Below are 22,134 nucleotides of genomic sequence, written 5' to 3' on the forward strand. Positions count from 1 at the left end.
TACCCGCTGCCTTTAAATCCGTAAACTGCCTTCCCGAATCAACGCTTTTACGGAATTTTTCATGCTTGCCTTGACCAGTATCTGGACCACCATATTATTAGCTGCCGCGGTGGCACTGGGGCCATTGGCAACCGATATGTACCTGCCGGCACTGCCGCAGATTGGCAGCGACCTGAACGCCAGCACCGGCGATGTCCAGCTCACCCTAAGCTTTTATCTGGCCGGTTTTGCCATGGCGCAATTGTTTTGTGGCCCCTTGGCCGATTGCTTTGGTCGCAAGCCCATCATGATTGCCGGCTTTTTTATATTTGCCCTCGCCAGTATTGGCTGTGCCCGCGCCACCGACGTTGACAGCCTGATGCTGTTTCGCTTTTTGCAGGCGCTTGGGGGGTCAGCTGGCCCGGTGCTGGGGCGCGCCGCAGTGCGCGATATTTACACACCACAACAATCGGCCCGCATCATGGCCATTCTAGCCAGTATTATGGCCTTGGCTCCGGCGCTGGCTCCCACCATTGGCGGCGTCATGGTTACCCATCTGGGTTGGGCCTCGATTTTTTACGTACTGGCCGGTTACGCCCTGGCAATGATGGCCATTGTTGCTATCGGCATACCCGAGCCCATGTGCCCGGAATACCGCCAGCCACTGCGGCCCACATCGCTGCTCAAAAACTATCGCCTGATTGGCAGCGACATCAGCTTTCTGGGCTATACCCTAACCAACAGCCTGATGTATTCAAGCCTATTCGCCTTTATTTCCGGCTCGTCCTTCGTACTCATCGACTTTCTGGGGGTCTCACCACAACATTTCGGGCTCTACTTTGCCTTTGTGGTGGCCGGCTACATAGTCGGCAACCTGCTGGCGGTGCGCTTGGGCAAACGCCTGTTGCCCGATCAAATTTTGCTGCGTGGTATTTTGCTGGCTACGGCCGGTGGCATCGTTATGGCATCGTTGGCGCTGGCTGAGGTGTATTCAGTATGGGCGGTTATGCTGCCCCAGGCGGTGATTCTGTGCGGCACCGGTATGGTACTGCCACAAACCATGGCCGGCGCACTGGCAAATTTCCCGCGCATGGCCGGCTCAGCCTCGTCCCTGTTCGGCTTCGCACAGATGACCATAGCCGCCGGTTCCGGCGCTCTAGTAGGTTACCTACACAATGGCACGTCACTGGTGATGGCGCTGGTGATTGCTCTGTCGACGCTTGCCGCGCTCGCCAGCTATGTACTCCTGGTACAACGATTCCCGGCACCGGGCTTCGAGGTGGAAGCCCGTGTTTAATCAGGCGCCTGGCGGCCAAAAACGTGCAAATGCATCCAATTTAGACTAAAAAGGGTAAAGTAATTGGTGTTACAAAGTCTGTTTTTCTGCAACTTCCATCCTTAAGGAGAATGTTATGAGTAACGTAACACTTGGCGGCGATCCCGTAGAGTTGAGCGGAAACTTCCCCCAACCTGGCGATACTATCCACCCTTTTACCCTGACTAACAGCAGCCTGGAAGATGTTAAACTTAGCGATTGGGACGGTAAGCGTAAAATTCTGAGCATTTTCCCCAGCATAGATACCGGCGTGTGTGCCGCATCTACTCGCAAATTCAACGAAAAAGCCGCTGATCTCGACAACACCGTGGTGTTGGTGATTGCAGCAGACCTGCCCTTTGCCTTTGCCCGTTTCTGCAGCACCGAAGGCCTGGACAAAGTAATTCCCCTATCCAGCTTCCGCAACTACAGCTTCCAACAGGACTGCGGCGTTGCGATGCAAACCGGCCCGCTAGCAGGATTGTGCGCTCGCGCCGTGATTGTTCTAGACCAGAACAACAAAGTACTGCACAGCGAGCTGGTTGGCGACATCAAAGACGAGCCCAACTACGATGCCGCTCTGAACGCTCTGTAACTTGCCATAACGAGTGCCGGTATCGCGCCTGCGGTGTCGGTTTTTCTACCCGGCTTTGCTATTCAACTCAACACGCAAGCATCCAATGCCCCGGCGCTTGCTGCTACACTGCCCGACGTTATTCAAAACCGACATTCGGATTGCCCCTGTGAGTCAATTACCCACTAACGCCAGCCTGCACCGCCAGCTTTACGACATGACATGGCCAATGCTGTTCGGTGTGTTATCGCTGATGACCTTTCAGCTTACCGACAGCGCATTTATAGGCCAACTTGGCCGCGACCCGCTTGCAGCACTGGGCTTTACCATTCCCATGCAGCAACTGGTCAGCGGCATGTATGTAGGCTTGGGCATCGCCACCACCGCTGTGATTTCACGTACCCTGGGCCAAAACAACAGCGATCGCGCCCGCCATTTGGGTGGTCTTGTGGTAATGATTGGCGCAACCATGGTACTGGTGCTTTGCCTACTGGTGTGGCTCGGCCAGCAACCGATTCTAACCCTGCTAGGCGCCGAGCCCGAACTTTGGCCGGTTATTCGCCAGTACTGGGCGCCCTGGCTGATTGCAGCCTGGGTCGGCGCTATGGTGTATTTTGGCTATAGCCTATGCCGCTCCCACGGCGACACCAAACTGGCCGGCGCTGTGATGGTTACCACCAGCCTGCTGAATATAGGGTTGGACTGGCTATACATCTTTTATTTTGGCTGGGGCCTGCCCGGCGCGGCCTGGGCCACCGCCACCGCATTCAGCCTGGGCGCTCTGGTGATCTATCCGCTGCTGATCAAACGCGGCTGGCTCGGGTTTGACCTGGCCGGCCTGCAGTTAGCTCGCGCGGTGCGTCAGTTAGGCGGCATTATGGCGCCGGCCATGGTCAGTCAGATGATGCCGCCAATGGCCGCGGTGCTGGCCACAGCACTGGTCGCCAGTTTCGGTTCTACCGCCGTAGCGGCCTGGGGGTTGGGGTCGCGGCTGGAGTTTTTCTCAATTGTGGTGGTATTGGCGCTGACCATGTCGATGCCGCAAATGATCGGGCGCATGCTGGGCAGGGGTGAAATAGAGAGTGTCCGTCGTCTGGTGCGCCTGGCCGTGCAGTTTCTGGTGGTCTGGCAGCTGGCGATTGGCCTGTTATGGCTGCTGGGTTCCGGTTTGGTGACCGAATTGTTCACCACCGATGCGGAGGTGCAAAGCATTTTGGCCAACTATCTATGGCGAGTACCGCTGAGCTACGGTGGGCTGGGCGCCTGCATGCTGATGGTGTCGGTGTGCAACGCTCTGGGGCTGCCGCTGCGAGCGCTGCTGATTTCCACCTTGCGACTGTTCCTGTGTTACCTGCCCATGCTCTGGCTGGGCAGCCAGCTTAATGGTCTTCCCGGCCTGATGACCGGCGCGCTGGTGGGCAATCTACTGGCTGGCATAATCGCCTGGCAGCTTTACCGCGCCGGCATGGCGAGGCTATCCGCACAAAGCAGGCAAGAACCCAGAGAAGTAACGGCCCGTAATGCCGGTTAGGCGAACTTTAAGCGAAAGTTATCCGGCATAGGCATTACCTGTTTTTCACCGAAATCAAAAAAACAAAACCGTATTTGGCCTGAGCCACTGTAGCGCCGTCCCTTTCGCGGGTTATGCGAAATACAAAATCACCGCCGTAGCGATTAAAGTCGGTTACCCCTACGTCAAACATCAGGGTTTCCGGGTAGTAAATTTCGGCCTGATACACGGTAGCCAAGTCAGTCACCAGAATGCCCACACCATGGTGACCGACCTCGTCGATCCCGTGATGGGAAAGAAGCTGCACCCGTGCCTCTGACAGCATGGAAATCAGCGCATCGTTACCCAAATGATTGGCTCCGTTCAGATCGGTGCTGCGCACTGCCAGACGAGTTTGAAAACAAAACACCTGTTCGGGAAATTCCAGTTTTATTCGAGCCACAATCCATTCGCCTATGCCGAGAAATGAGGTATGTTGGCATAATCACGCAAAAATCCGAATTGCGCCATACTGACGACTGACTGCTGGTGATTTTATGGATATTCGCCCCGCTGCTACTCTTGCTTTGATCCGCGATAGCGACAAGGGTCTTGAGGTGCTATTGCTACAACGTACCTGGAAAGCCTCTTTTCTGCCGGGTTATTTCGTGTTTCCCGGCGGCGCGGTGGATGACGCAGACCAAGCCTGCCGCGCCCACATTGCCGGCCCTGACGACAGCGCCATCAGCCAGACCATGAGCCTAAGCGAGGGCGGTGCAGACTACATGGTGGCGGCATTGCGGGAATGTTTCGAAGAAGCCGGCCTGCTGCTGGCGGTTAAAGATAACGGCGAGCTGGTAGGCGCAGATCACCCCATTCATCAGTCACGGCAGGCATTGTTTCGCGGCGACGTGAGCCTGCAGGTGCTGTGCCTGCAACACAATCTGATTCTGCCTCTGGACCGGCTGGCTTACCTGAGCCACTGGGTAACCCCACCGGGGCCACCGCGGCGCTTTGATACCCGCTTTTTTGTGGCGGTTACCCCAGAAAACCAGATCGCCAGCCACGATGGCGAAGAAACCATTGACCACTTGTGGATAACACCGCAACAGGGCCTGGCGCAATACCGCAGCGGCGAACGCCTATTCAGCCTGCCAACCTTGCGCACCCTGCGGGTGCTGCACGATTTTACCCATACCGGCGAAGTGATGCGTTACGCCCACGCCAATCCGCCCGAGCCTTTGCCCAGCGAACCCTGGCCCGCCAGACGCCGCGATAAAACCATCGTTCTGGAACCCGACGCACCGGCGTACGATGAAGCCCGCAAGCTTGACCCTGAAGGCGCAGGCACCACCAACGCGGTAATTGTCCCCGGCGAGCCAGTAGAAATTGCCGCCGGCGTTATCCGCTTGACCTCACCCAACCCGGGCGTGATGACAGGGCCGGGCACCAACACGTACCTGGTGGGCCACGATCGTTTCACCGTGATTGACCCGGGGCCGGAGGACCCAGCCCACATCGAGCGCATTCTTCAGTTAACCGGTGGCCGTGTTGATCAGGTGCTGGTAACCCACACCCATCAGGACCATTCACCGGCCACCAGCCTACTAAAACAACGCACCGGATGCCGGCTGATTGGGCGCGCCGCACCGGCAGGCGCGTCACAGGACAGCAGTTTCTTCCCGGATATGGAGCCCGAACACGGCGACCTGATTGCCACAGACGCCGGCATTCTGAAGGTTTTACACACACCGGGCCACGCCTCGAATCACCTGTGTTATTTGCTGTTGGAACAGGGAATACTGTTTTCTGGAGACCACATCATGCAGGGATCCACCGTGGTGATAAATCCGCCAGATGGCGATATGAAGGCGTACATGGAATCGCTCTATGATTTGCTGGCCGAACCGCTGAGTTTTATTGCACCTGGCCATGGCTTCGTGATGGCGCGGCCAGAGGCGACGGTAGATTATTTAATTACCCACCGATTGACCCGTGAACACAAAATTGCCCGGGTGCTGAAGAAGCTGGCACCGGTCAGCTTGAAAAACCTTACCACCAGCGCCTATGACGACGTACCGGCGGCGATTCACGGGGTGGCCGCGCGCTCGGCGCTGGCACACCTGTTAAAGCTGGAGCAGGAGGGCCGCGCCAGTTGCAACGGCGACGCCTGGCATTCCACCCGCCATACCTGATGGCGCCGATACCGGGCGCAGAAGGCTCATGAGCTCGACTCATCGTTTGATAACAAAAGCGTGCTGTCAAAATACTCGTTCAATCCGCCACCTATTATCCCTAATCCGGCGAAGGCTTCATGAAAACGGTATTAAACCTTTGTCACAGCCATATCAACCATCTATAAAGCGCTCTAATCTATCCAAATTCAGGCTCGGTAAAAGCAAGAAGTCACTATTTCAAGGGGTAGTATGGCCAGCAAACACAGGGTGATAGTGGCATTTTGGCAGCACTTGACCAGGCGTTCTCTGGCGAGCGCCATCGTTATGGCGGGTGCTTTTGGCGCGCTTTTAGCCCAAGCCGACGATAACAGTAACGGCGACACCTTAATGGTCGACTTGGAGAGCGAGCAGGCACCCGCAGAATCACAACCGGCCGCCAGCCGCAGCGCACCGGATATAGATTTGAAGGAGGTGGCGAGGCCCCCGGCAGCCGCGGCCGAACTGACAAATCCTGACGCCGGTGCAAAACCGCTTTCTGAGCCGCTGTCAGACTCGATTCAGCCAGCACCCGCGGTGGAGACCCCAAAAATTACCGCAAATTTCAGCCTGCTGGGCAGTGATATTCGACCGGGCATTTCTACCCGCCTGGCTTGGTCTCCCAACATCCAGATTGCCGGTCTATCGCATCCAACGCCGGTTCTGGTGGTCAACGGCATCAATCCCGGCCCTACCCTGTGCCTGACCTCAGCCATTCACGGCGATGAGCTAAACGGCATCGAAATTGTGCGCCGCACCCTGTATGACCTCGACGCAACCAAACTGTCCGGCCGAGTTGTGGGTGTGCCGATTGTGAATCTGCCGGGTTTTGAACAAGGCAGCCGTTACCTGCCTGACCGCCGCGACCTCAACCGGCACTTCCCCGGCAGCGCCAACGGCAGCCTGGCAGATCGAATTGCCCACTCACTTTTTACCCAAATTATCAACCATTGCGACATGCTGGTGGACATTCATACTGGTTCGCAAAAGCGCACTAACCTGCCGCAACTGCGCGCCGATATGAACAATCCGGATGTAGCAGCCTTCACCCTCGGCTTTGATCGCATTGCGGTGGTGCACAGCAGTGGTTCACCGGGTATGTTGCGCACCGCGGCCCTTAACGCCGGTATCCGCGCAGTGACTCTGGAAGTCGGGGAATCCCACCGAATTCAAGAGCACCAGATAGAAGCCGGGGTGAACAGCTTAATCAGCTTGATGGAAAAACAGGAAATGATTTCGCGGATGTTTGCGTGGGGTGCACCCGAGCCGGTTTACTACGACTCACTTTGGGTGCGGGTTGATCACGGTGGCATTCTTTTCAGCAAGGTGGGCCTGGGCGACAATGTAAACAAGGGCGATCTGATGGGTCATGTTACCGACCCCATTACCAACGCCCAGTATCCGGTGCGAGCCACCCGCAGCGGGCGGTTGATTGGCATGGCAGTAGACCAGGTGGTTATGGCGGGGTTCGCCGCCTACCACCTGGGCACCAAAGCTGACAACCCGGAATTTCACATTACCGGCGAGCTTGACCACGCTGGAAATACGAGCATGGGAGAGAGCGTGGAAGCTGTAAAAAGCGGCGACGATTTCCTCGACAACGATGGTTAAGCCGCCGCCCCACTCATCTTGAGTCTACTGCCGAGTGCCAAGCGCCGCCTGAATGCGCTCGACCACCTGCTCCAGGGTGGCTCGCGGGCAGCCGATGTTCAGGCGCATAAAACCACTGCCGTTGGCACCAAACGAAACACCCAGATTCATACCCACACCAGCCTGCTCTACAAACCAGCGTTTCAGGCCGGTGTCGTCCAACCCCAGTGCGCGACAGTCCAGCCACATTAAATAAGTGCCCTCGGGAGCGCTCACTTTTATGCCCGGCAGACGCTGGGCAACCTGATTCACCACAAAGTCGCGGTTAGCCTGCAGGTAATCCATCAACTGGTCCAGCCAGGGGCCGCCGTGGCGGTAACCAGCTTCAAAACCGGTTACGCTGAACGGATTACTCTGGGGCATGTGGAACGATTCCAGCACATCCGCCATTTTCTGCCGAAGCCCGCTGTTTGCTATCACCATGGCCGACAAACCAAGGCCGGGGATGTTAAAGGTTTTACTAGGCGCAATAGCGGTAATCAACTGGTCGTCGGGGCGCGCAAGGGCCGCTAGCATATGGTGGCGGTGGCTGTCGGAAAACACGAGATCGCAATGAATTTCATCGCTGAGCAGCACTAGGTTGTGGCGTCGGCAAATGTCGAGCACCGCTGTCAGTTCGGCTTCAGACCACACCCTCCCGATTGGATTATGGGGCGAACACAAAACCAGCATTTTTGCCTGCGGACGCGCCGCACATTGCTCCAGATGGGCTAGATTCATGCGGTAGTACAAGCTGCCGTCTTCCTGCTTTTCCGCCAGCAGCGGATTTTCCAGAACCTGGCGCCCGGTTTGTCGCACTGAACTGAAAAACGGCGGGTACACTGGCGGCTGTATAATTACCTCATCGCCCAGATGGGTATAGGCCATACACGCGGCATTTAATGAGGGCACTACGCCCGGCGCCATCAGCACCCATTCACGCTGAAAACTCCATTGGTGGCGCTGGCGAAACCAGTCGCGCATAGCGCCGTAAAGGCTGTCGGGGAACATCGTGTAACCATATACCGGATGCCTGGCGCGCTCGCTGAGTGCATCAGTCACCGCTTGCGGCGCGGCAAAATCCATATCGGCCACCCACACCGGCAGTACATCGGCGCGGCCGAACACCGCTTCGCGGGCGTCCAATTTTACCGCATGGGTGTTTTCCCGATTTACGGGCTGATCAAAATCTATGTGGGACACACGTCACTCCCTGAAATCGCCAAAAGCAAGGCCGCTCGCCGCTGCGAGCCTGACCCAAGCTTGAGGTTATAGTTAATTGATAGCAACGTATCAGCATACATCACAAGGCCCCGTAATCCATGTCTCAAACCGCCGTCGTTATTCGCACTTCCCGCCCCAACTTTCTGGTGATGGCCCCGCTGTGTGTGGGTCTGGGAGTTGCGCTAGCCTGGCGGCGGCCCGAAACTCCGCCGCCCTTCTTGGACATCCTATTGGTTTTCATCGGTGCGCTGCTGGCCCACGCTGCGGTGAATATGCTGAATGAATACGAGGATTTTACCTCCGGACTGGATTTGCACACCCGCCGTACGCCGTTTTCAGGCGGCAGCGGCGCCCTGCCACAGCTGCCGTCGGCGGCGCGCTCCGTTTTACTGGGAGCACTGGTTACATTGGGTCTGGTAGTGGTTATCGGCCTGTATTTTTTATCGCAACGGGGCTTGCCGATGCTGATACTGGGGGGAGCTGGCGTTGCTCTTGTCATTACCTACACCCGCTGGATTACCCGTTCGCCTCTGCTGTGTCTGCTGGCGCCGGGGCTGGGGTTTGGCCCGGTGATGGTGCTGGGGACTGTAGTAGCACTAGGGGCGCCGATCAACGCCGCGGCCGTCGCGGTGTCTGTCATCAGTCTGCTGCTGGTAAGCACACTGCTTTTGATGAACCAGATTCCCGACGCCGAAGCCGATCGCCGTGGCGGCCGTTATCACGCGGTGATCGTGCTGGGCGTTTATAAAGCCGCGTGGCTGGCCGGGGCCATGCTACTTGCCAGTTATGGCGTACTCGCGCTGGCTCTGGTGAGCAGTTGGTTGCCGCCGGCGACAGCACTGGGTTTTATAACCCTGCCCCTGGCACTGTGGATTACCTTCAAATTGCCCCAGGTGGCAGGCGATCATCACAGCCTGCCACCTGTTCTGGCCGTAAACGTAGCCTGCCTGCTTGCCACACTGGCTTTGCTGGTTGTCGGGATGAGCATGTAACGGGGGGTAGCGATCACGCCCTCAGCTCATTTCAGCGCTGCTGACTGTCGCTTTTTCATACAGCATTTAATCCATATTACAAGTCGTTACAGGGCGCAGAGTGCGACCCGCTCTACGGAGGCCTGCTATAGTGTTTGTTCCGGGCATCATGGGTTGTTCCGGACATTTGTTATTGTGACAAGGAGTTGCCATGAGTGTTGTGCTTCTGTTGTTGAGCGCGCTGGTACTGATTTACCTCAGTATTGGCGGAAAGACGGCCAGCGTTGTGCTGGTCGTTGCTACGCTGATTGGCCTGGCCCAAGACGACTGGCATCTGGTCAGCTTTGTAGTCGGCGGACTTGCCCTGGCTTTGGCGTTAATTCTGCTGAACCCCAGCAATCTGCGTCTCAATAGGTTCAGCAGACCATTGCTGAACTGGGTACGCTCACGCTTGCCACAATTGTCAGATACCGAAGCCGAAGCGCTGAAGTCCGGCTCGGTGGATTGGGACGGCGAGCTGTTTTCGGGCAAGCCACAGTGGTCCAAACTGCTGGGCGCAAAGCCCGCGCATCTGAACAGCGAAGAACAGGCGTTTCTGGATGGCCCGGTAGAGGAACTCTGCGCCATACTGAACGACTGGGAAATCACCCATGAGCATTACGATTTGCCCGAAAAAGTGTGGGCGTTCATACGCGGTAACGGCTTTTTCGGGCTGGTCATACCCAAAAAAGACGGCGGCATGGGATTTTCTAACACCGCGCACTCCGAAATCGTGATGAAAATATCCACCCGCAGCGTGTCCACTGCGGTCACCGTGATGGTGCCCAACTCTCTTGGGCCCGGTGAGCTGTTGATGCACTATGGTACCGATGCCCAAAAGCAGCATTATTTGCCACGCTTGGCCGGCGGCCAGGAAATTCCCTGTTTCGCTCTGACATCGCCGGTAGCAGGCTCAGATGCCGGCGCTATTCCAGACAAAGGCATTGTGTGCAAAGGCCAATGGAAAGGGGAAGAAGTACTGGGCCTGAAAGTCACCTGGAACAAGCGCTACATCACGCTAGCGCCGGTGGCTACCCTGATTGGGCTGGCCATCAAAGTGTATGATCCAGACGCCTTGTTGGGCGACATCCCCGACATGGGTGTTACCTGCGTGATGGTGCCGCGGGAAACCGATGGCGTTCACGCCGGCGCCCGCCACTTGCCGATGAACACAGTGTTCATGAACGGCCCGACCTGGGGCAACGACGTATTTATTCCCATGGACCAGGTGATCGGCGGCCAGGACATGCTGGGCAAAGGCTGGACCATGCTGCTGGAATGCCTGTCCATAGGTCGTTCTATTTCGCTGCCGGCTTTGGGCACAGGCGCCGGCAAAGTTGCCAGCCTGGCGACCGGCTCTTACGCCCTGACCCGAGAACAATTCGGCCGCTCTATCAGCCAGTTTGAAGGCGTGCAAGAAGCGCTGGAACCCATCGCCGGTTACACCTGGATGATGGACGCCGCGCGTTTGCTCACGGCAGGTATGCTGGATCGCGGCGTACGCCCGGCCGTGCCCTCTGCGCTGCTGAAATACCGCAACACCGACCTGATGCGCATTGTGATCAACCACGCCATGGACGTCGTTGCCGGCCGCGGCGTTATTACCGGACCGCGCAACTTCCTGGCCCGCGCCTACCAAGCTATACCCATCGGTATCACCGTAGAAGGCGCCAACATTCTTACCCGCAGCCTGATGGTGTTTGGCCAGGGCGCCATCCGCTGCCACCCATTTATTGTTGACGAAATTGCCGCGGCTGGAATGGAAGACCAAGATCAGGCCGCCAAAAAATTCGATGGCGTTTTCTACAGCCACTTGGCGCACACCACCCGTAACGGTTTGCGCGCGCTGGTGCTAGGCCTGACCGGCGGCCTGGCCGAACCGGTGCCGCGCCAAGGCAACCTGAAACCTTACTACCGCCAACTGGCGCGCTTTTCGGCGGCCCTTGCGCTGATGACCGACGTTACGCTGCTTTCCGTAGGCGGCGGCCTAAAGGCTCGCCAACGCCTGTCCGGGCGCATGGCGGACTGTCTGGTACAGCTGTATTACGCCACCGCAGTGATCAAACAATGGCACGAAGAAGGCTATCCGGAAGAACAGCGCCACATGGTCGAATGGTGCCTGAAAACCTGCCTGCGCGATTTGCAGGGTTCCATGCGTGAAGCCATCATCAACTTCCCGGTTCCAGCCCTGCGCTGGCCCCTGCGATTATTGGTGTTCCCATTGGGCGCGACGGGCCTGAATGGGCCCGACGACCGCCTGGGCACCAAAGTGGCCGCCAGCATTGTAGAAGACACACCGCTGCGCCAGCGCATACACCGCGGCGCCTATATACCCACAGACAGCAGCGACTCTCTGGGCAGGGTGTTGAACGCCTACCGCCTGGCCAACGAAACCACCGACATGCGCGCTCGCTTGCACCAAGCTATTCGAGACCGCGATGAAGACGACCTGGACGGCATTGCCCTGCTGATGGGCCACGAACGCAAACAGCTGGTCGACTGGGCCTGCGCCCAAGGCGTAGTGAAAGCCAATGAGTGCGAAAAACTGGAAGAGGCACTCGCCGCGCTCTACGACGTTATTCGCGTAGATGCGTTTGACAGCGACGGCCTGAAAGAGCTGTCAAAGTGCGCCACTGGCAAACGCAAAGTGGTCGAACGCCCCGCAGGACACTGATCGCTGAGCTGGCAATCCGACAAAGATTGCCAGCACTTTCATTTAGATAGCTTAACTATTAAATAAATGCCTATACATTAGATAGGTACTAAACGGCATTCAGGCTGACCAAAGCCACGGCTATACTGCCGTGCTGAATCCATTACGCGTTTTCTGAGGTTATTCATGTCTGGCAAAACCGTTGGCAGCGCCATCTTTCTGCTGGTGATCGGCAACGCCATGGCGTTAATGTCCGATGTTCTTATAAAACTGCTGGATCCCGGCGCGCCTATATTCCAGTTCGCCTTCCTGCGCTGCGTGCTCACTCTGCTGCTGCTGTTACCGCTGGCCAAAAAAATAGACCGCCGCCAGTTTTTTGCTGGCACCGGCATTCACGCCATCCGCGCCCATGTTCACCTGATTGGCATGCTGTGCATGATCATCGCCCTGGCCAACCTGCCCTTGGCCACCGCCAATGCCGTATTCTACGCCGCGCCCATACTGGTGATGCTGTTATCAGTCGTCATCTTCCGCGAACGCCTCACACCCCTGAGCGTGATTGCCGTATTCAGCGGCTTTGCCGGCATTATCCTGATACTAAGACCCATAGATTTCACCTGGGCAGCGTTTGCGGCCCTGGGCTCGGCGTTTTCACTGGCCATCAACGCCGTACTGGTGCGTAAACTGCCAAAGCAACAGACCACCGTGCACAAACTGGTCCTGAACTACCTGCTGATTATCCCCGCTACCGGCGCACTGGCAATCTGGGACTGGCAGCAAGGCTCGCGCTGGAGCACCGACCTGGTCATCATCGCCGCCGGCTCCTCCCTGTTTATACTGGGTTACAACATCACCGTCCTGCTGGCTTACCGCCAAGTAGACGCCAACCAAGTCACCAGCGCCGAATACACTGGCCTCATCTGGGCCGTCGCCATCGGCTGGATATGGTTCAACGAAGTCCCCGATTTATGGTTCCTGGCCGGCAGCCTGATGATCGTAATACCGCTAATCCTGATCGGCCTGACCCAAAGAAGAAAATACCCGGCAAGAGACTTCAACCCTGCGCTGCGGAGCTCAAAAAAATAGATGCTGTAAGCGGTAGAATGACGAGAAACCGGGGACAAACAAAACGAGGACAAACAAGACAGGGGACAGATTTGAAATCTGTCCCCTACGCTGTGGCGGGACAACCACATCCGGTGCGTTACCTAACAACCAACCCAGAAGCCGTAATAAACCCAGACAACCCGGTCAACACAATTTCCGCCGCCATAGCCGACAAAATCAACCCGCTGATCTTCGACATAATATTCAGGCCATTCTTACCCATCGCCTTTTCCAAATAACCCGATAATCGCAACAAAACCGCCAGAATCAGCAAACTCGACACCAACCCCAACAAACCCCCAGCCACCGCCGCAACCTGCTTCAGCTCAGCACCGTAAACCAGAATCGCACCAATCGTAGCCGGGCCAATCATCACCGGTATCGCCAAGGGCACCACCGCAATATCATCGCGACTATCATCCGGCAGACTCGTGGCGTGACTGCGAGTACCGTTGTTAACCAGACTGATGGCCGTCAAAAACAACAGTGTACCTGCACCAATGCGGAACGAATTGAGAGTAATACCAATGGCACCAAACAACAGAGGACCGGCAAAAAACAGAATCACACCCAACACCAGCGCCGATATGCAGGCACGACGAATAATCGCGGTTTTCTCATCCGCCGGCAGCCCGCGAGTTAACGCTAAAAACATGGTCACGACGAAAAACGGCGCCAGCAGAAACAAAAAGCGGATAGAGCTGCTGATGTAGGTCGAAAAAAACAATTCAATCATTACCGAAGAATTCCACAGAAGGAGATTTTGGGCGCTAAGCATAATCCCCTCACCCCGAATTTGCCGTAAGGAAGTGGACCTACTCAGCGTTATAAAGACAGCCCGGAAATGTAAAATTATTTAAACAAAACGGGCTGCAAATGCAGCCCGTTTTGTTTATTCACTCTTCGCGGTTTACTGCGTGGCGTTATAATTGTAAGACTGCACCACTCCGTTGCCATCAAACGTGATAATCAGGTCTTCGGTTTTGTCGTCGCCAAACGCAGACCAGCGATACTTGCCGTAAGTCCAAGTGCGCTTACCGTCTTTCATACCGGTACGCCAAGGCTCACCAAACAACGCCTGCACTTCTGAGCGAGTGGTTTCGTTGACTGTAATCTGGTCAACATTGTGGGTGGCAAAATCCTGACCCACAGATGCACAACCTGCAAACGTCAGGGTAGCGGCCATCAACACGGCTGCTGAGATTTTCTTCACAAACATCGCCTTTACTCCTGTGGAAACTACTCTGCATTTTTCGACCTGTATCATAGCGCCAATCGGGTGACAGAAAAAATAGACCCAACCATAATAACTGCGTTTTCTGACCGGCATTAAAGGCCTAACCAGGCTGGTACTGGTGGGCTGGAGTGCGTCTTTTCTGTTTATGAAAATGCAGCGTTACTGGCCACGGCGTTAAAACACACTGCAATACATTCATTACTTGAGCTGTATCAAGATTGCTTTTTTAACAACCATTACTCTTACAGCCAATACGAATCGAACCCTGGAGATTTACTATGTCCCATACTTTCAAAATTGGTATTTTAGCTGCGGCCGTAATGGCGGTTGCGCCGGCTGCTCAAGCTTTTGAAGCTGGTGATTTTATTGTTCGTGCTGGCGCGGTTCAGGTTGCACCCGATGGGTCCAGTGAGCGCATCAATGTCGCAGGAGCTCCTGCTGTTACGGCTAATCCTCGTGTTGATGTTGACGACAATACTCAGCTGGGTATTCGTGGCAGCTATATGATAACCAGCAACATCGGTATCGGCATTTTGGCCGCGACTCCTTTCAAGCACAACATCAACGGTGCTGGAACGCTTGATTCTGCTGGTAAACTGGGCGAGACCAAGCATTTACCACCAACGATCACGCTGCAATACTATCCAATGCACAGTTCTTCAGCCTTCCAGCCGTACGCCGGTGTAGGCGTGAACTACACTACCTTCTTTGAAGAGAAGACCACCAATACACTGACTAGCGCTCTAGGTGCCGTGTCCACAGATCTCGAGCTTGATGACAGCGTTGGCGTTGCCGTAGAAATAGGCATGGATTATATGCTGAGTGAGAATTTTGGTCTTAACGCAGCTGTCTGGTGGGCTGACATCAACACCGACGCCACCATTACCGCTTTTGACGGGGCGGGCAATGTTCTAGCACGTACCGACAAATTTGAAGTTGAAATCGACCCAATGGTCTACATGGTAGGTTTCACCTACAAGTTCTGATCCCTTACGAATAACCTGCTGGGCAGCTGGCTCAGTACACTCCGAATGCACTCCCTTTTACGGGGCCCTGTTTTTACACGGCCCCGCTTTTTATTTTCAGATTCTGAACAAAAAAATGCGGAGCCAAAGCTCCGCATTTTTAACCTGCTACCTCAAGCCCGTATGGCCTTAGGCGCCCGGGTTTTGGCGCTGACCTGAACGTCCGCGTTGGCCGCCATCGCCATTCTGGCTCCGGCCTGCGCTGCGGCCGCCTGGCTTATCGCCAAAGCTGCGGGGCTTATCACTTGGCCGGCCATTGCCGCCACCGTTTCCACCGCTGCGGTTACGAGCTTTGCTCGGATCGGCCTTGGCTTTTGGCTTCAGCGCCACGTGGTTCTTCGGCTCAAAGCCTTCTACTTCCTTGCGCGGCAACTGCTTCTTAATCAGCTTTTCGATACCCACCAGCATGCTGAGCTCGTCAGCACTCACCAGCGACAACGCGTGGCCACTTTCACCTGCGCGGCCGGTACGGCCAATGCGGTGAACGTAGTCTTCCGGCACGTTAGGCAACTCAAAGTTCACCACCTGGGGCAGCTGTTTGATATCCAAACCGCGAGCAGCGATGTCGGTCGCTACCAGCACACGAATATCACCCTGCTTGAACTCGGCCAAAGCGCGGGTACGGGCGCCCTGGGACTTATTACCGTGAATCGCAGCAGCGGTAATACCGTCTTTGCCCAGCTTCTCGGTCAGGCGGTTCGCACCGTGCTTGGTGCGGGTAAACACCAGTACTTGTTCCCAGCTGTTGTCGCGCACCAGCTTGCTCAACAGCGCCGTTTTCTGGCTCTGATCCACCGGATAAACGGATTGAATAACGCTTTCGGCAGTGGTGTTGCGCACTGCAACATCAATCTGCACCGGGTCGTTTAGCAGGCCCTTGGCCAGGGTGCGAATTTCGTTGGAAAAGGTTGCAGAAAACAGCAGGCTCTGGCGCTTCGCAGGCAGCATAGCCAGAATCTTGCGGATATCGCGAATAAAGCCCATATCCAGCATGCGGTCGGCTTCGTCCAGCACCAGAAACTCTACTTCGTTGAAACGCACAGCGTTCTGCTGATACAGGTCCATCAGGCGGCCAGGTGTTGCCACCAGTACGTCTAGCCCTTTGCGCAGCTTCATCATCTGCGGGTTAATTTTCACACCGCCAAATACGACAGCCGCGCGGGTGGGCACGTAACGACTGTAGAGGTTCACGCTGTCGTGCACCTGAGCCGCAAGTTCGCGGGTAGGCGTCAGAATCAGTACGCGCGGGCCTTTGCCAGTACGCGGGTTCTGTTCCAGCATCTGCAGTATCGGCAGAACAAAACCGGCGGTTTTACCGGTGCCGGTTTGTGCGGCGGCCATCACATCTTTACCGGCCAATACCGCTGGAATGGCTTTTAACTGAATGGGTGACGGGGTTTCATAACCCTGGTCCAAAGTGGCACGGACTAGCGGCTCAGACAAACCGAGTGAAGAAAAACTCATAATAGATTAACTCTTGATTGTTCTGCCTCCACGAACACCGTTGTTGGCGAATGCGGGCAGATGCCATGAAGACTCATGGCGTAAAAAACGACTACGGTCACACGCCGTTAACGGGGTGACGTCCTCTGACAGGTCGTATGGATGGTTCGCATGTGGGTTTTACACCTAAAACTGCGGAATCCCTAGAGGCAGGATTGCGCAGACATTAACAGAGGGCTTCGGTATACGCCATAGGTGATTGCCATCAGACCGGGACGCAGGGCGTTGACCACAAGATCGCACAAAATGAAACGAGGCCTTAACTGGCAGACGAACTACACCAGAACGAGCGTCAGGCCGGCCGCCAGTGCACTGGCGACGGTTAATCCCGACAGCGCCAGGCTGAGACTCCAGCGCAATGATGCATCTACCGCCTTGTAACCGGTTAAGCGTTCCATAATCAGCGCGTTAGCGGCAAACGGTGTACCAAAGGCGGTAATTCCCCAACCGGTTACCATGGCAAAGCCCAAACCCACCAGACCGTTTTCCGGCCAAACGGCTCCCAGAATGCCCCCGGCCAGGGTACCGATAACAATCGGGTTTACGCCGCCCAGTCCGGCGATGAAAAATGCCCAGGGCACGGCCGCGGCTAGCACCGGCCAAAGCCAGTTGGGCACATTCAAATCACCACTAATCTGGCCCAGCACTGCGGCGCTGATGACAGCACCAATAAACGCCGAGCCGCCCACAATCGCCAACTCGTTACTGACGTTAGCCATACTCACCAACGGCGGGTTGGTTCGGCGGCACCACGCCAGAAGCCTGGCACCTATGACCGCGCCCATACAACTGAGCGTAACGGCGTAGGCATAGCTGAGCTGAAACTGATGGCTAAGCAAGAAAACACCGGCACAAATTGCCAAGATCAAGGCGCAGAATCGAAACCAGGGTGCCAGACCGCCAGAAACCTCAACTTTAACGGGTTCTATTTCAGATTCTGGCTCAGGTTCGCACCAGACCAACCCGGAAAACAGCAAAACTATGGAAAAAGGAATGGTGAGCATCAATAACTGAAGGCTGCCAAGGCCCGGCAGCAAGGTCAGTGTAAGCACCACAGAAATCGACAGCGGCGAAAAAGTAGGCGATACACCAAAGCCTCTAAGCACGGCTCGTGTGGCGTTGCGGGTAGATGGGGAATCGCCGTTGCTGCGAATACGTTCGCCCACCACACTTCCGACCACCGCTACCGAACCAAAATTGAGCGGTATCGACACCATCGCGGTTCCAAAGGCCAGGCTGAGATAACGCACCCTTGGCCGCCCGCCAAAAAGGCTGGTCGAAATTTTTTGCAGATCTGAAGTACGGCCGAGCACCGACGATAGCAGCATAACCGCCAGCACCAAACCGGCCAGGCGGCTCATATTCTCTGCCGCTGCCGCAATCATCCCCGGATCGCGACCCAAAGCAAAAGCCAGCGCAAAACCCGCCACTAAAAAAACTACCCTGGGTACCAGGCGCATATCCCGCCAACCCAGAATAACCGCCAGGCTGACCGCTGCAGCGCCCAGACCGGTCATGCCGGGAAGCAGTGCCAGAATGGCGGCAATTAACGCAAGGTAAGCAAGAGCAGAACGTGTCAGCAGCAAGGGAGCGCGTCTCTGAATGGCAAGGGCGAGTATAGTAGGTAACTGACACCCGTCCCGGTATCAGCCATCATGAGCATTCATAGCTGGTAACGGCTTATTTAGACAAGCGATCAGCCACGAAAACCCTTACCCACGAGATAAACCTCCCGCGAGCGGGCACGGGAAGAATCCGGTTTGCGCACCACCACCTTGTCGAACTGTTCGCGCACGGCTTTCACGTAACCGTCGTACCCTCCACCGTGGAAGACCTTGGCGACGAAACTGCCTTTGGGTTTTAGCACCTGACTCGCCATGTCCAACGCCAGCTCGATCAAATACATAGACGCGGCCTGGTCCGCCGCGTTCACACCGCTGATATTGGGTGCCATGTCTGAAATCACCACGTCGACTTTTGCATCGCCCAGTACCACCATAATTTCCTCAAAAACAGCGTTCTCGGTAAAATCGCCCTGAATAAATTCGACACCGGCAACGGCGTCCATGGGCAGAATGTCCGAGGCTATTACCCGGCCTTTATGCCCCACCAGATCGGTGGCGACCTGGGACCATCCGCCAGGCGCAGAACCCAGGTCCATCACCGTCATGGTGGGTTGGATAAGCTTGTCTTTGGCGTTAATTTCAAGAAGTTTGTAGCTGGAACGGGAGCGATAGCCATCCATTTGCGCTTTTTTCACGAAGGGATCGTTAACGTGTTCTTCCAGCCAGCGGTTACTGCTTTTTGATCGGGCCATAGTGTCTCTTTGTTTACCGAACGATAGTGTCTCTTTGTTAACCGAATGATGGTGGCTCTTTATGAGTTCGGTTATTAGTCGGATTATTCATCGCACCATTGTACGCCGAGCGCCAGAGCGCCGCAAAAGCGCCCCGCACGCCGGCACCAGCGCACTGACAGCCAACCGGCAGCCACGTACAATAGCCCCACTCATTAGCCTCCATTTGAGCTCTGCACACACAACCGGGACATAACCGTGAAGCTGGACGACATCAAAAAACTGCACCAAAAAAAATATCGTCAGACTTTCGGACACTATCTGGTAGAGGGCGAGCACTTGGTGCTGGAATTGCAGAAAGCCGCTGGCACACAGCCTGCCTTAAAGTCTTCAGAGCTTTACGTGACGGCGGCTTATGCACACTGGCAAAGCCCGTTCACCACTCACCTGATCGGCGAACGCCAGATGGCGCGGCTAGCCGATACCCAAACGCCCCAGGGTATTTTGGCGATAGTGCCCATAATAGTGCCCATAAAAGCGCCCGAAGCGGCGCCGACAGTCACGCCCATGACCCAGTCGCAAAAACAGCTAGCCATCAACACACAACGCGGCCCTGAAAAAGCCATCTATCTGCACGAGGTACAGGACCCGGGCAACTTGGGCACCATTTTACGCACCCTGGCCTGGTTTGGTGGTTTTCGCTGCCTGCTCAGCCCCGGCAGTGTCGACCCTTATAACCCGAAAGTGGTGCGTGCCAGTATGGGCGCGATATTCCATGTGCCGCTTGAAACCGAGGTTGAGCTAATCAGCCTGGGCCAGCGATTTCAACGTCTGGCTTGCCTTGACCTGAATGGCCGCAGCTTAACCGAGCCCGGCTTTGCCGACCACGACTGCTATCTGTTTGGCAACGAAGCCCGCGGCATTCCGGCTCAGGCCCTTGATGAACTAAACGCCACTGCCTACACCATAAACGGCAAAGGCCAGATTGAATCTCTCAATCTGGCCTCGGCGGTCAACATTTGCAGCTGGGAGCTGATGCGCAGCTGATTCGTTATCAGCAATTGCGCGTCAGCAAACACCCTTCAAAAAACGCTCTTTAACGTCTATTCGTCAGCAGAGTTGCGAATCAGGAAGTCAAAGGCACTCAGGGCCGCTTTGGAACCTTCACCCATGGAAATCACAATCTGCTTGTAGGGCACAGTGGTAGCATCACCGGCGGCAAATACGCCAGGAATACTGGTCTCGTTGCGCTCGTTGATGACTACTTCACCGTGCTTGCTGAGTTCGATATCGCCTTTCAGCCACTCGGTGTTGGGTAACAGGCCGATTTGTATGAACACGCCTTCCAGCTCTACGTGAACATTTTTACCGCTGTTGCGATCCGTGTAGTCCAGGCCATTTACCTTGCCGTTGGCACCGGTCACTTCAGTGGTCTGGGCCGATACCGCGACATCCACGTTCTTCAGGCTGCGCAGCTTACGCTGCAGCACTTCGTCAGCGCGCAATTCGGCACCAAATTCCAGCAAGGTTACGTGGCCAACAATACCGGCCAGGTCGATGGCGGCTTCCACGCCTGAGTTACCGCCGCCAATGACGGCTACGCGCTTGCCTTTGAACAATGGGCCGTCGCAGTGCGGGCAGTAAGCCACGCCCTTGTTGCGGTACTTGTCCTCACCGGGAACACCCAGCTGGCGCCAACGGGCACCGGTAGACAACACCAAGGTGCGGGCTTTCAACGAGGCACCGTTGGCCATACGAATTTCATGAGGCATGCCCGGCTTTGTCGCTGGAATCAGCTTTTCGGCCCGCTGCATGTTCATGATCTCCACACCATACTCTATGACGTTCTGCTCCATCGCGGCCACTAGCTTGGGGCCTTCTGTGTAGGGCACGGAAATCAGGTTTTCAATGCCCATAGTGTCAGCAACCTGACCACCAAAACGTTCAGCGGCAATGCCGGTGGTGATGCCTTTACGGGCCGCGTAAACAGCCGCTGCGGAGCCTGCGGGGCCACCGCCGATTACCAACACTTCAAAGATGCCCTTCTGGCGAATTTTATCAGCTTCACGGGCGTCGGTGTTGGTGTCCAGCTTGGCTACAATTTCTTCCAGCTTCATACGGCCCTGGCCAAACAGCTTGCCGTTCAGGTACACGCTGGGCACCGCCATGATTTCACGCTCTTCCACCTCGGCCTGGAACAAGGCGCCGTCAATGGCGGTGTGCTTCACGCTTGGGTTCAGCACACTCATCAAGTTCAGCGCCTGCACCACATCCGGACAGTTCTGGCATGACAGCGAAAAGTAAGTTTCAAATTCAAAATTGCCGTCCAGTTCCTGTACCTGCTGGATTAACTCGGGAGTGGCCTTGGAAGGGTGTCCACCCACCTGCAACAATGCCAAAACCAGTGACGTAAACTCGTGGCCCATAGGGATACCGGCAAAGCGCACACCTATGTCAGTACCAACACGGTTAATAGCAAATGACGGGCGACGCACGTCAGAGTCGCCATCTTCACGCAGAGTAATCATGTCAGACAACGCGTCGATTTCCTGCAGCAGCTCATACAGCTCGCTAGCTTTGGCACTGTCGTCCAGCGCCGCAGCCAGCTCAATGGGCTGTTTTACATTGTCCAAGTAACCTTTCAACTGGTCTTTCAGCTTGGCGTCTAACATTTTGTCGTCCTTAATAAAGAATAAAGTCAGTAAACCGGCGCGGTTTTATCCGGTTGTTCTAAGTTGATGAAGATAAGATACGGCGCCGGGGAAAAAAGCTCAAATTAATTGATTCAAAAACTGCGATAGGGATTTGCTATCAACGGGCATCGGCCGATTCACACCCTAACGAAAGATATTCTTCAGTATTTTTGCATTAAGCCAGATG

At 55.8% G+C, this 22,134-nt stretch carries 17 protein-coding genes and 2 pseudogenes; 11 read left to right on the forward strand and 8 right to left on the reverse strand.

The features are described from left to right. Nucleotides 1–61 precede the first annotated feature (61 nt). From ABA45_RS17365 to ABA45_RS17375, 3 genes are all read left to right on the forward strand, one after another. Nucleotides 62–1,276 (forward strand): multidrug effflux MFS transporter, encoded by a 1,215-nt coding sequence (locus tag ABA45_RS17365; RefSeq protein ID WP_048388260.1) that lies wholly within the window; start codon nucleotides 62–64, stop codon nucleotides 1,274–1,276. Between the two features lie 115 nt (nucleotides 1,277–1,391). Then, nucleotides 1,392–1,889, forward strand: coding sequence for a thiol peroxidase (tpx, locus tag ABA45_RS17370; protein ID WP_048388262.1), 498 nt, complete (start codon nucleotides 1,392–1,394; stop codon nucleotides 1,887–1,889). A 148-nt stretch (nucleotides 1,890–2,037) separates the two neighbouring features. Continuing rightward, on the forward strand, nucleotides 2,038–3,399 hold the full coding sequence (locus ABA45_RS17375; RefSeq protein ID WP_048389232.1) for an MATE family efflux transporter: 1,362 nt from the start codon (nucleotides 2,038–2,040) through the stop codon (nucleotides 3,397–3,399). On the opposite strand, the pseudogene ABA45_RS17380 reads toward ABA45_RS17375, so the two are convergent. Continuing rightward, nucleotides 3,396–3,820, reverse strand: a pseudogene (locus ABA45_RS17380) (thioesterase family protein). The gene ABA45_RS17375 and the pseudogene ABA45_RS17380 overlap by 4 nt on opposite strands. A 94-nt stretch (nucleotides 3,821–3,914) precedes the next feature. Here ABA45_RS17380 and ABA45_RS17385 point away from each other — a divergent pair. Further along, nucleotides 3,915–5,552: an MBL fold metallo-hydrolase gene (locus ABA45_RS17385; RefSeq protein WP_048388264.1), complete on the forward strand. Its 1,638-nt coding sequence runs from the start codon at nucleotides 3,915–3,917 to the stop codon at nucleotides 5,550–5,552. 231 nt (nucleotides 5,553–5,783) lie between these two features. Next, on the forward strand, nucleotides 5,784–7,181 hold the full coding sequence (locus ABA45_RS17390; RefSeq protein WP_048388266.1) for a succinylglutamate desuccinylase/aspartoacylase family protein: 1,398 nt from the start codon (nucleotides 5,784–5,786) through the stop codon (nucleotides 7,179–7,181). A 24-nt stretch (nucleotides 7,182–7,205) separates the two neighbouring features. On the opposite strand, the gene ABA45_RS17395 is transcribed toward ABA45_RS17390, so the two are convergent. Next, nucleotides 7,206–8,402 carry a MalY/PatB family protein gene (locus ABA45_RS17395; RefSeq protein ID WP_048388267.1) on the reverse strand — a complete coding sequence of 399 codons (1,197 nt, stop codon included), beginning with the start codon at nucleotides 8,400–8,402 and terminating at the stop codon, nucleotides 7,206–7,208. 119 nt (nucleotides 8,403–8,521) lie between these two features. Between ABA45_RS17395 and ABA45_RS17400 the strand changes: the two genes are divergently transcribed. From ABA45_RS17400 to ABA45_RS17410, 3 genes are all read left to right on the forward strand, one after another. Then, a complete protein-coding gene (locus ABA45_RS17400) occupies nucleotides 8,522–9,415 on the forward strand; it encodes a prenyltransferase (protein WP_048388271.1) in 894 nt (297 codons plus the stop codon). 190 nt (nucleotides 9,416–9,605) lie between these two features. Then, the gene (locus ABA45_RS17405) at nucleotides 9,606–12,107 is read left to right on the forward strand and encodes an acyl-CoA dehydrogenase (protein WP_048388273.1); all 2,502 of its coding nucleotides are present in this window, start codon (nucleotides 9,606–9,608) and stop codon (nucleotides 12,105–12,107) included. Nucleotides 12,108–12,272: 165 nt separating this feature from the next. Further along, on the forward strand, nucleotides 12,273–13,172 hold the full coding sequence (locus ABA45_RS17410; RefSeq protein WP_014872984.1) for a DMT family transporter: 900 nt from the start codon (nucleotides 12,273–12,275) through the stop codon (nucleotides 13,170–13,172). Nucleotides 13,173–13,290: 118 nt separating this feature from the next. On the opposite strand, the gene ABA45_RS17415 is transcribed toward ABA45_RS17410, so the two are convergent. Together ABA45_RS17415 and bamE are read right to left on the reverse strand one after the other, a co-directional pair. Further along, nucleotides 13,291–13,929: a MarC family protein gene (locus ABA45_RS17415; RefSeq protein WP_014872985.1), complete on the reverse strand. Its 639-nt coding sequence runs from the start codon at nucleotides 13,927–13,929 to the stop codon at nucleotides 13,291–13,293. Nucleotides 13,930–14,103: 174 nt separating this feature from the next. Further along, complete coding sequence (bamE, locus tag ABA45_RS17420) at nucleotides 14,104–14,412, reverse strand: outer membrane protein assembly factor BamE domain-containing protein (protein ID WP_007348200.1); 309 nt, start codon at nucleotides 14,410–14,412, stop codon at nucleotides 14,104–14,106. Nucleotides 14,413–14,503: 91 nt separating this feature from the next. Between bamE and ABA45_RS19835 the strand changes: the two are divergent. Then, nucleotides 14,504–14,608, forward strand: a pseudogene (locus ABA45_RS19835) (two pore domain potassium channel family protein); the annotation flags it as partial. A gap of 100 nt (nucleotides 14,609–14,708) precedes the next feature. After that, on the forward strand, nucleotides 14,709–15,416 hold the full coding sequence (locus ABA45_RS17425; RefSeq protein WP_048388276.1) for an OmpW/AlkL family protein: 708 nt from the start codon (nucleotides 14,709–14,711) through the stop codon (nucleotides 15,414–15,416). A gap of 168 nt (nucleotides 15,417–15,584) precedes the next feature. Here the strand turns inward: ABA45_RS17425 and ABA45_RS17430 are convergent, their stop codons facing one another. From ABA45_RS17430 to rlmE, 3 genes are all read right to left on the reverse strand, one after another. Beyond that, nucleotides 15,585–16,919, reverse strand: a complete 1,335-nt coding sequence (locus tag ABA45_RS17430; protein WP_048388278.1) for a DEAD/DEAH box helicase — start codon at nucleotides 16,917–16,919, stop codon at nucleotides 15,585–15,587. A 314-nt stretch (nucleotides 16,920–17,233) separates the two neighbouring features. Continuing rightward, nucleotides 17,234–18,544: a hypothetical protein gene (locus ABA45_RS17435; protein ID WP_053076209.1), complete on the reverse strand. Its 1,311-nt coding sequence runs from the start codon at nucleotides 18,542–18,544 to the stop codon at nucleotides 17,234–17,236. Nucleotides 18,545–18,654: 110 nt separating this feature from the next. Then, nucleotides 18,655–19,275: a 23S rRNA (uridine(2552)-2'-O)-methyltransferase RlmE gene (gene rlmE / locus ABA45_RS17440; RefSeq protein WP_048388281.1), complete on the reverse strand. Its 621-nt coding sequence runs from the start codon at nucleotides 19,273–19,275 to the stop codon at nucleotides 18,655–18,657. A 237-nt stretch (nucleotides 19,276–19,512) separates the two neighbouring features. Here rlmE and ABA45_RS17445 point away from each other — a divergent pair, with 237 nt between their 5' ends. After that, nucleotides 19,513–20,301 carry a TrmH family RNA methyltransferase gene (locus tag ABA45_RS17445; RefSeq protein WP_048388282.1) on the forward strand — a complete coding sequence of 263 codons (789 nt, stop codon included), beginning with the start codon at nucleotides 19,513–19,515 and terminating at the stop codon, nucleotides 20,299–20,301. 56 nt (nucleotides 20,302–20,357) lie between these two features. On the opposite strand, the gene ahpF is transcribed toward ABA45_RS17445, so the two are convergent. Further along, a complete protein-coding gene (gene ahpF / locus ABA45_RS17450; protein ID WP_048388283.1) occupies nucleotides 20,358–21,926 on the reverse strand; it encodes an alkyl hydroperoxide reductase subunit F in 1,569 nt (522 codons plus the stop codon). Nucleotides 21,927–22,134: the final 208 nt, after the last annotated feature.

The sequence above is a fragment of the Marinobacter psychrophilus genome (assembly GCF_001043175.1).
In the GTDB taxonomy this organism is placed as follows: domain Bacteria; phylum Pseudomonadota; class Gammaproteobacteria; order Pseudomonadales; family Oleiphilaceae; genus Marinobacter; species Marinobacter psychrophilus.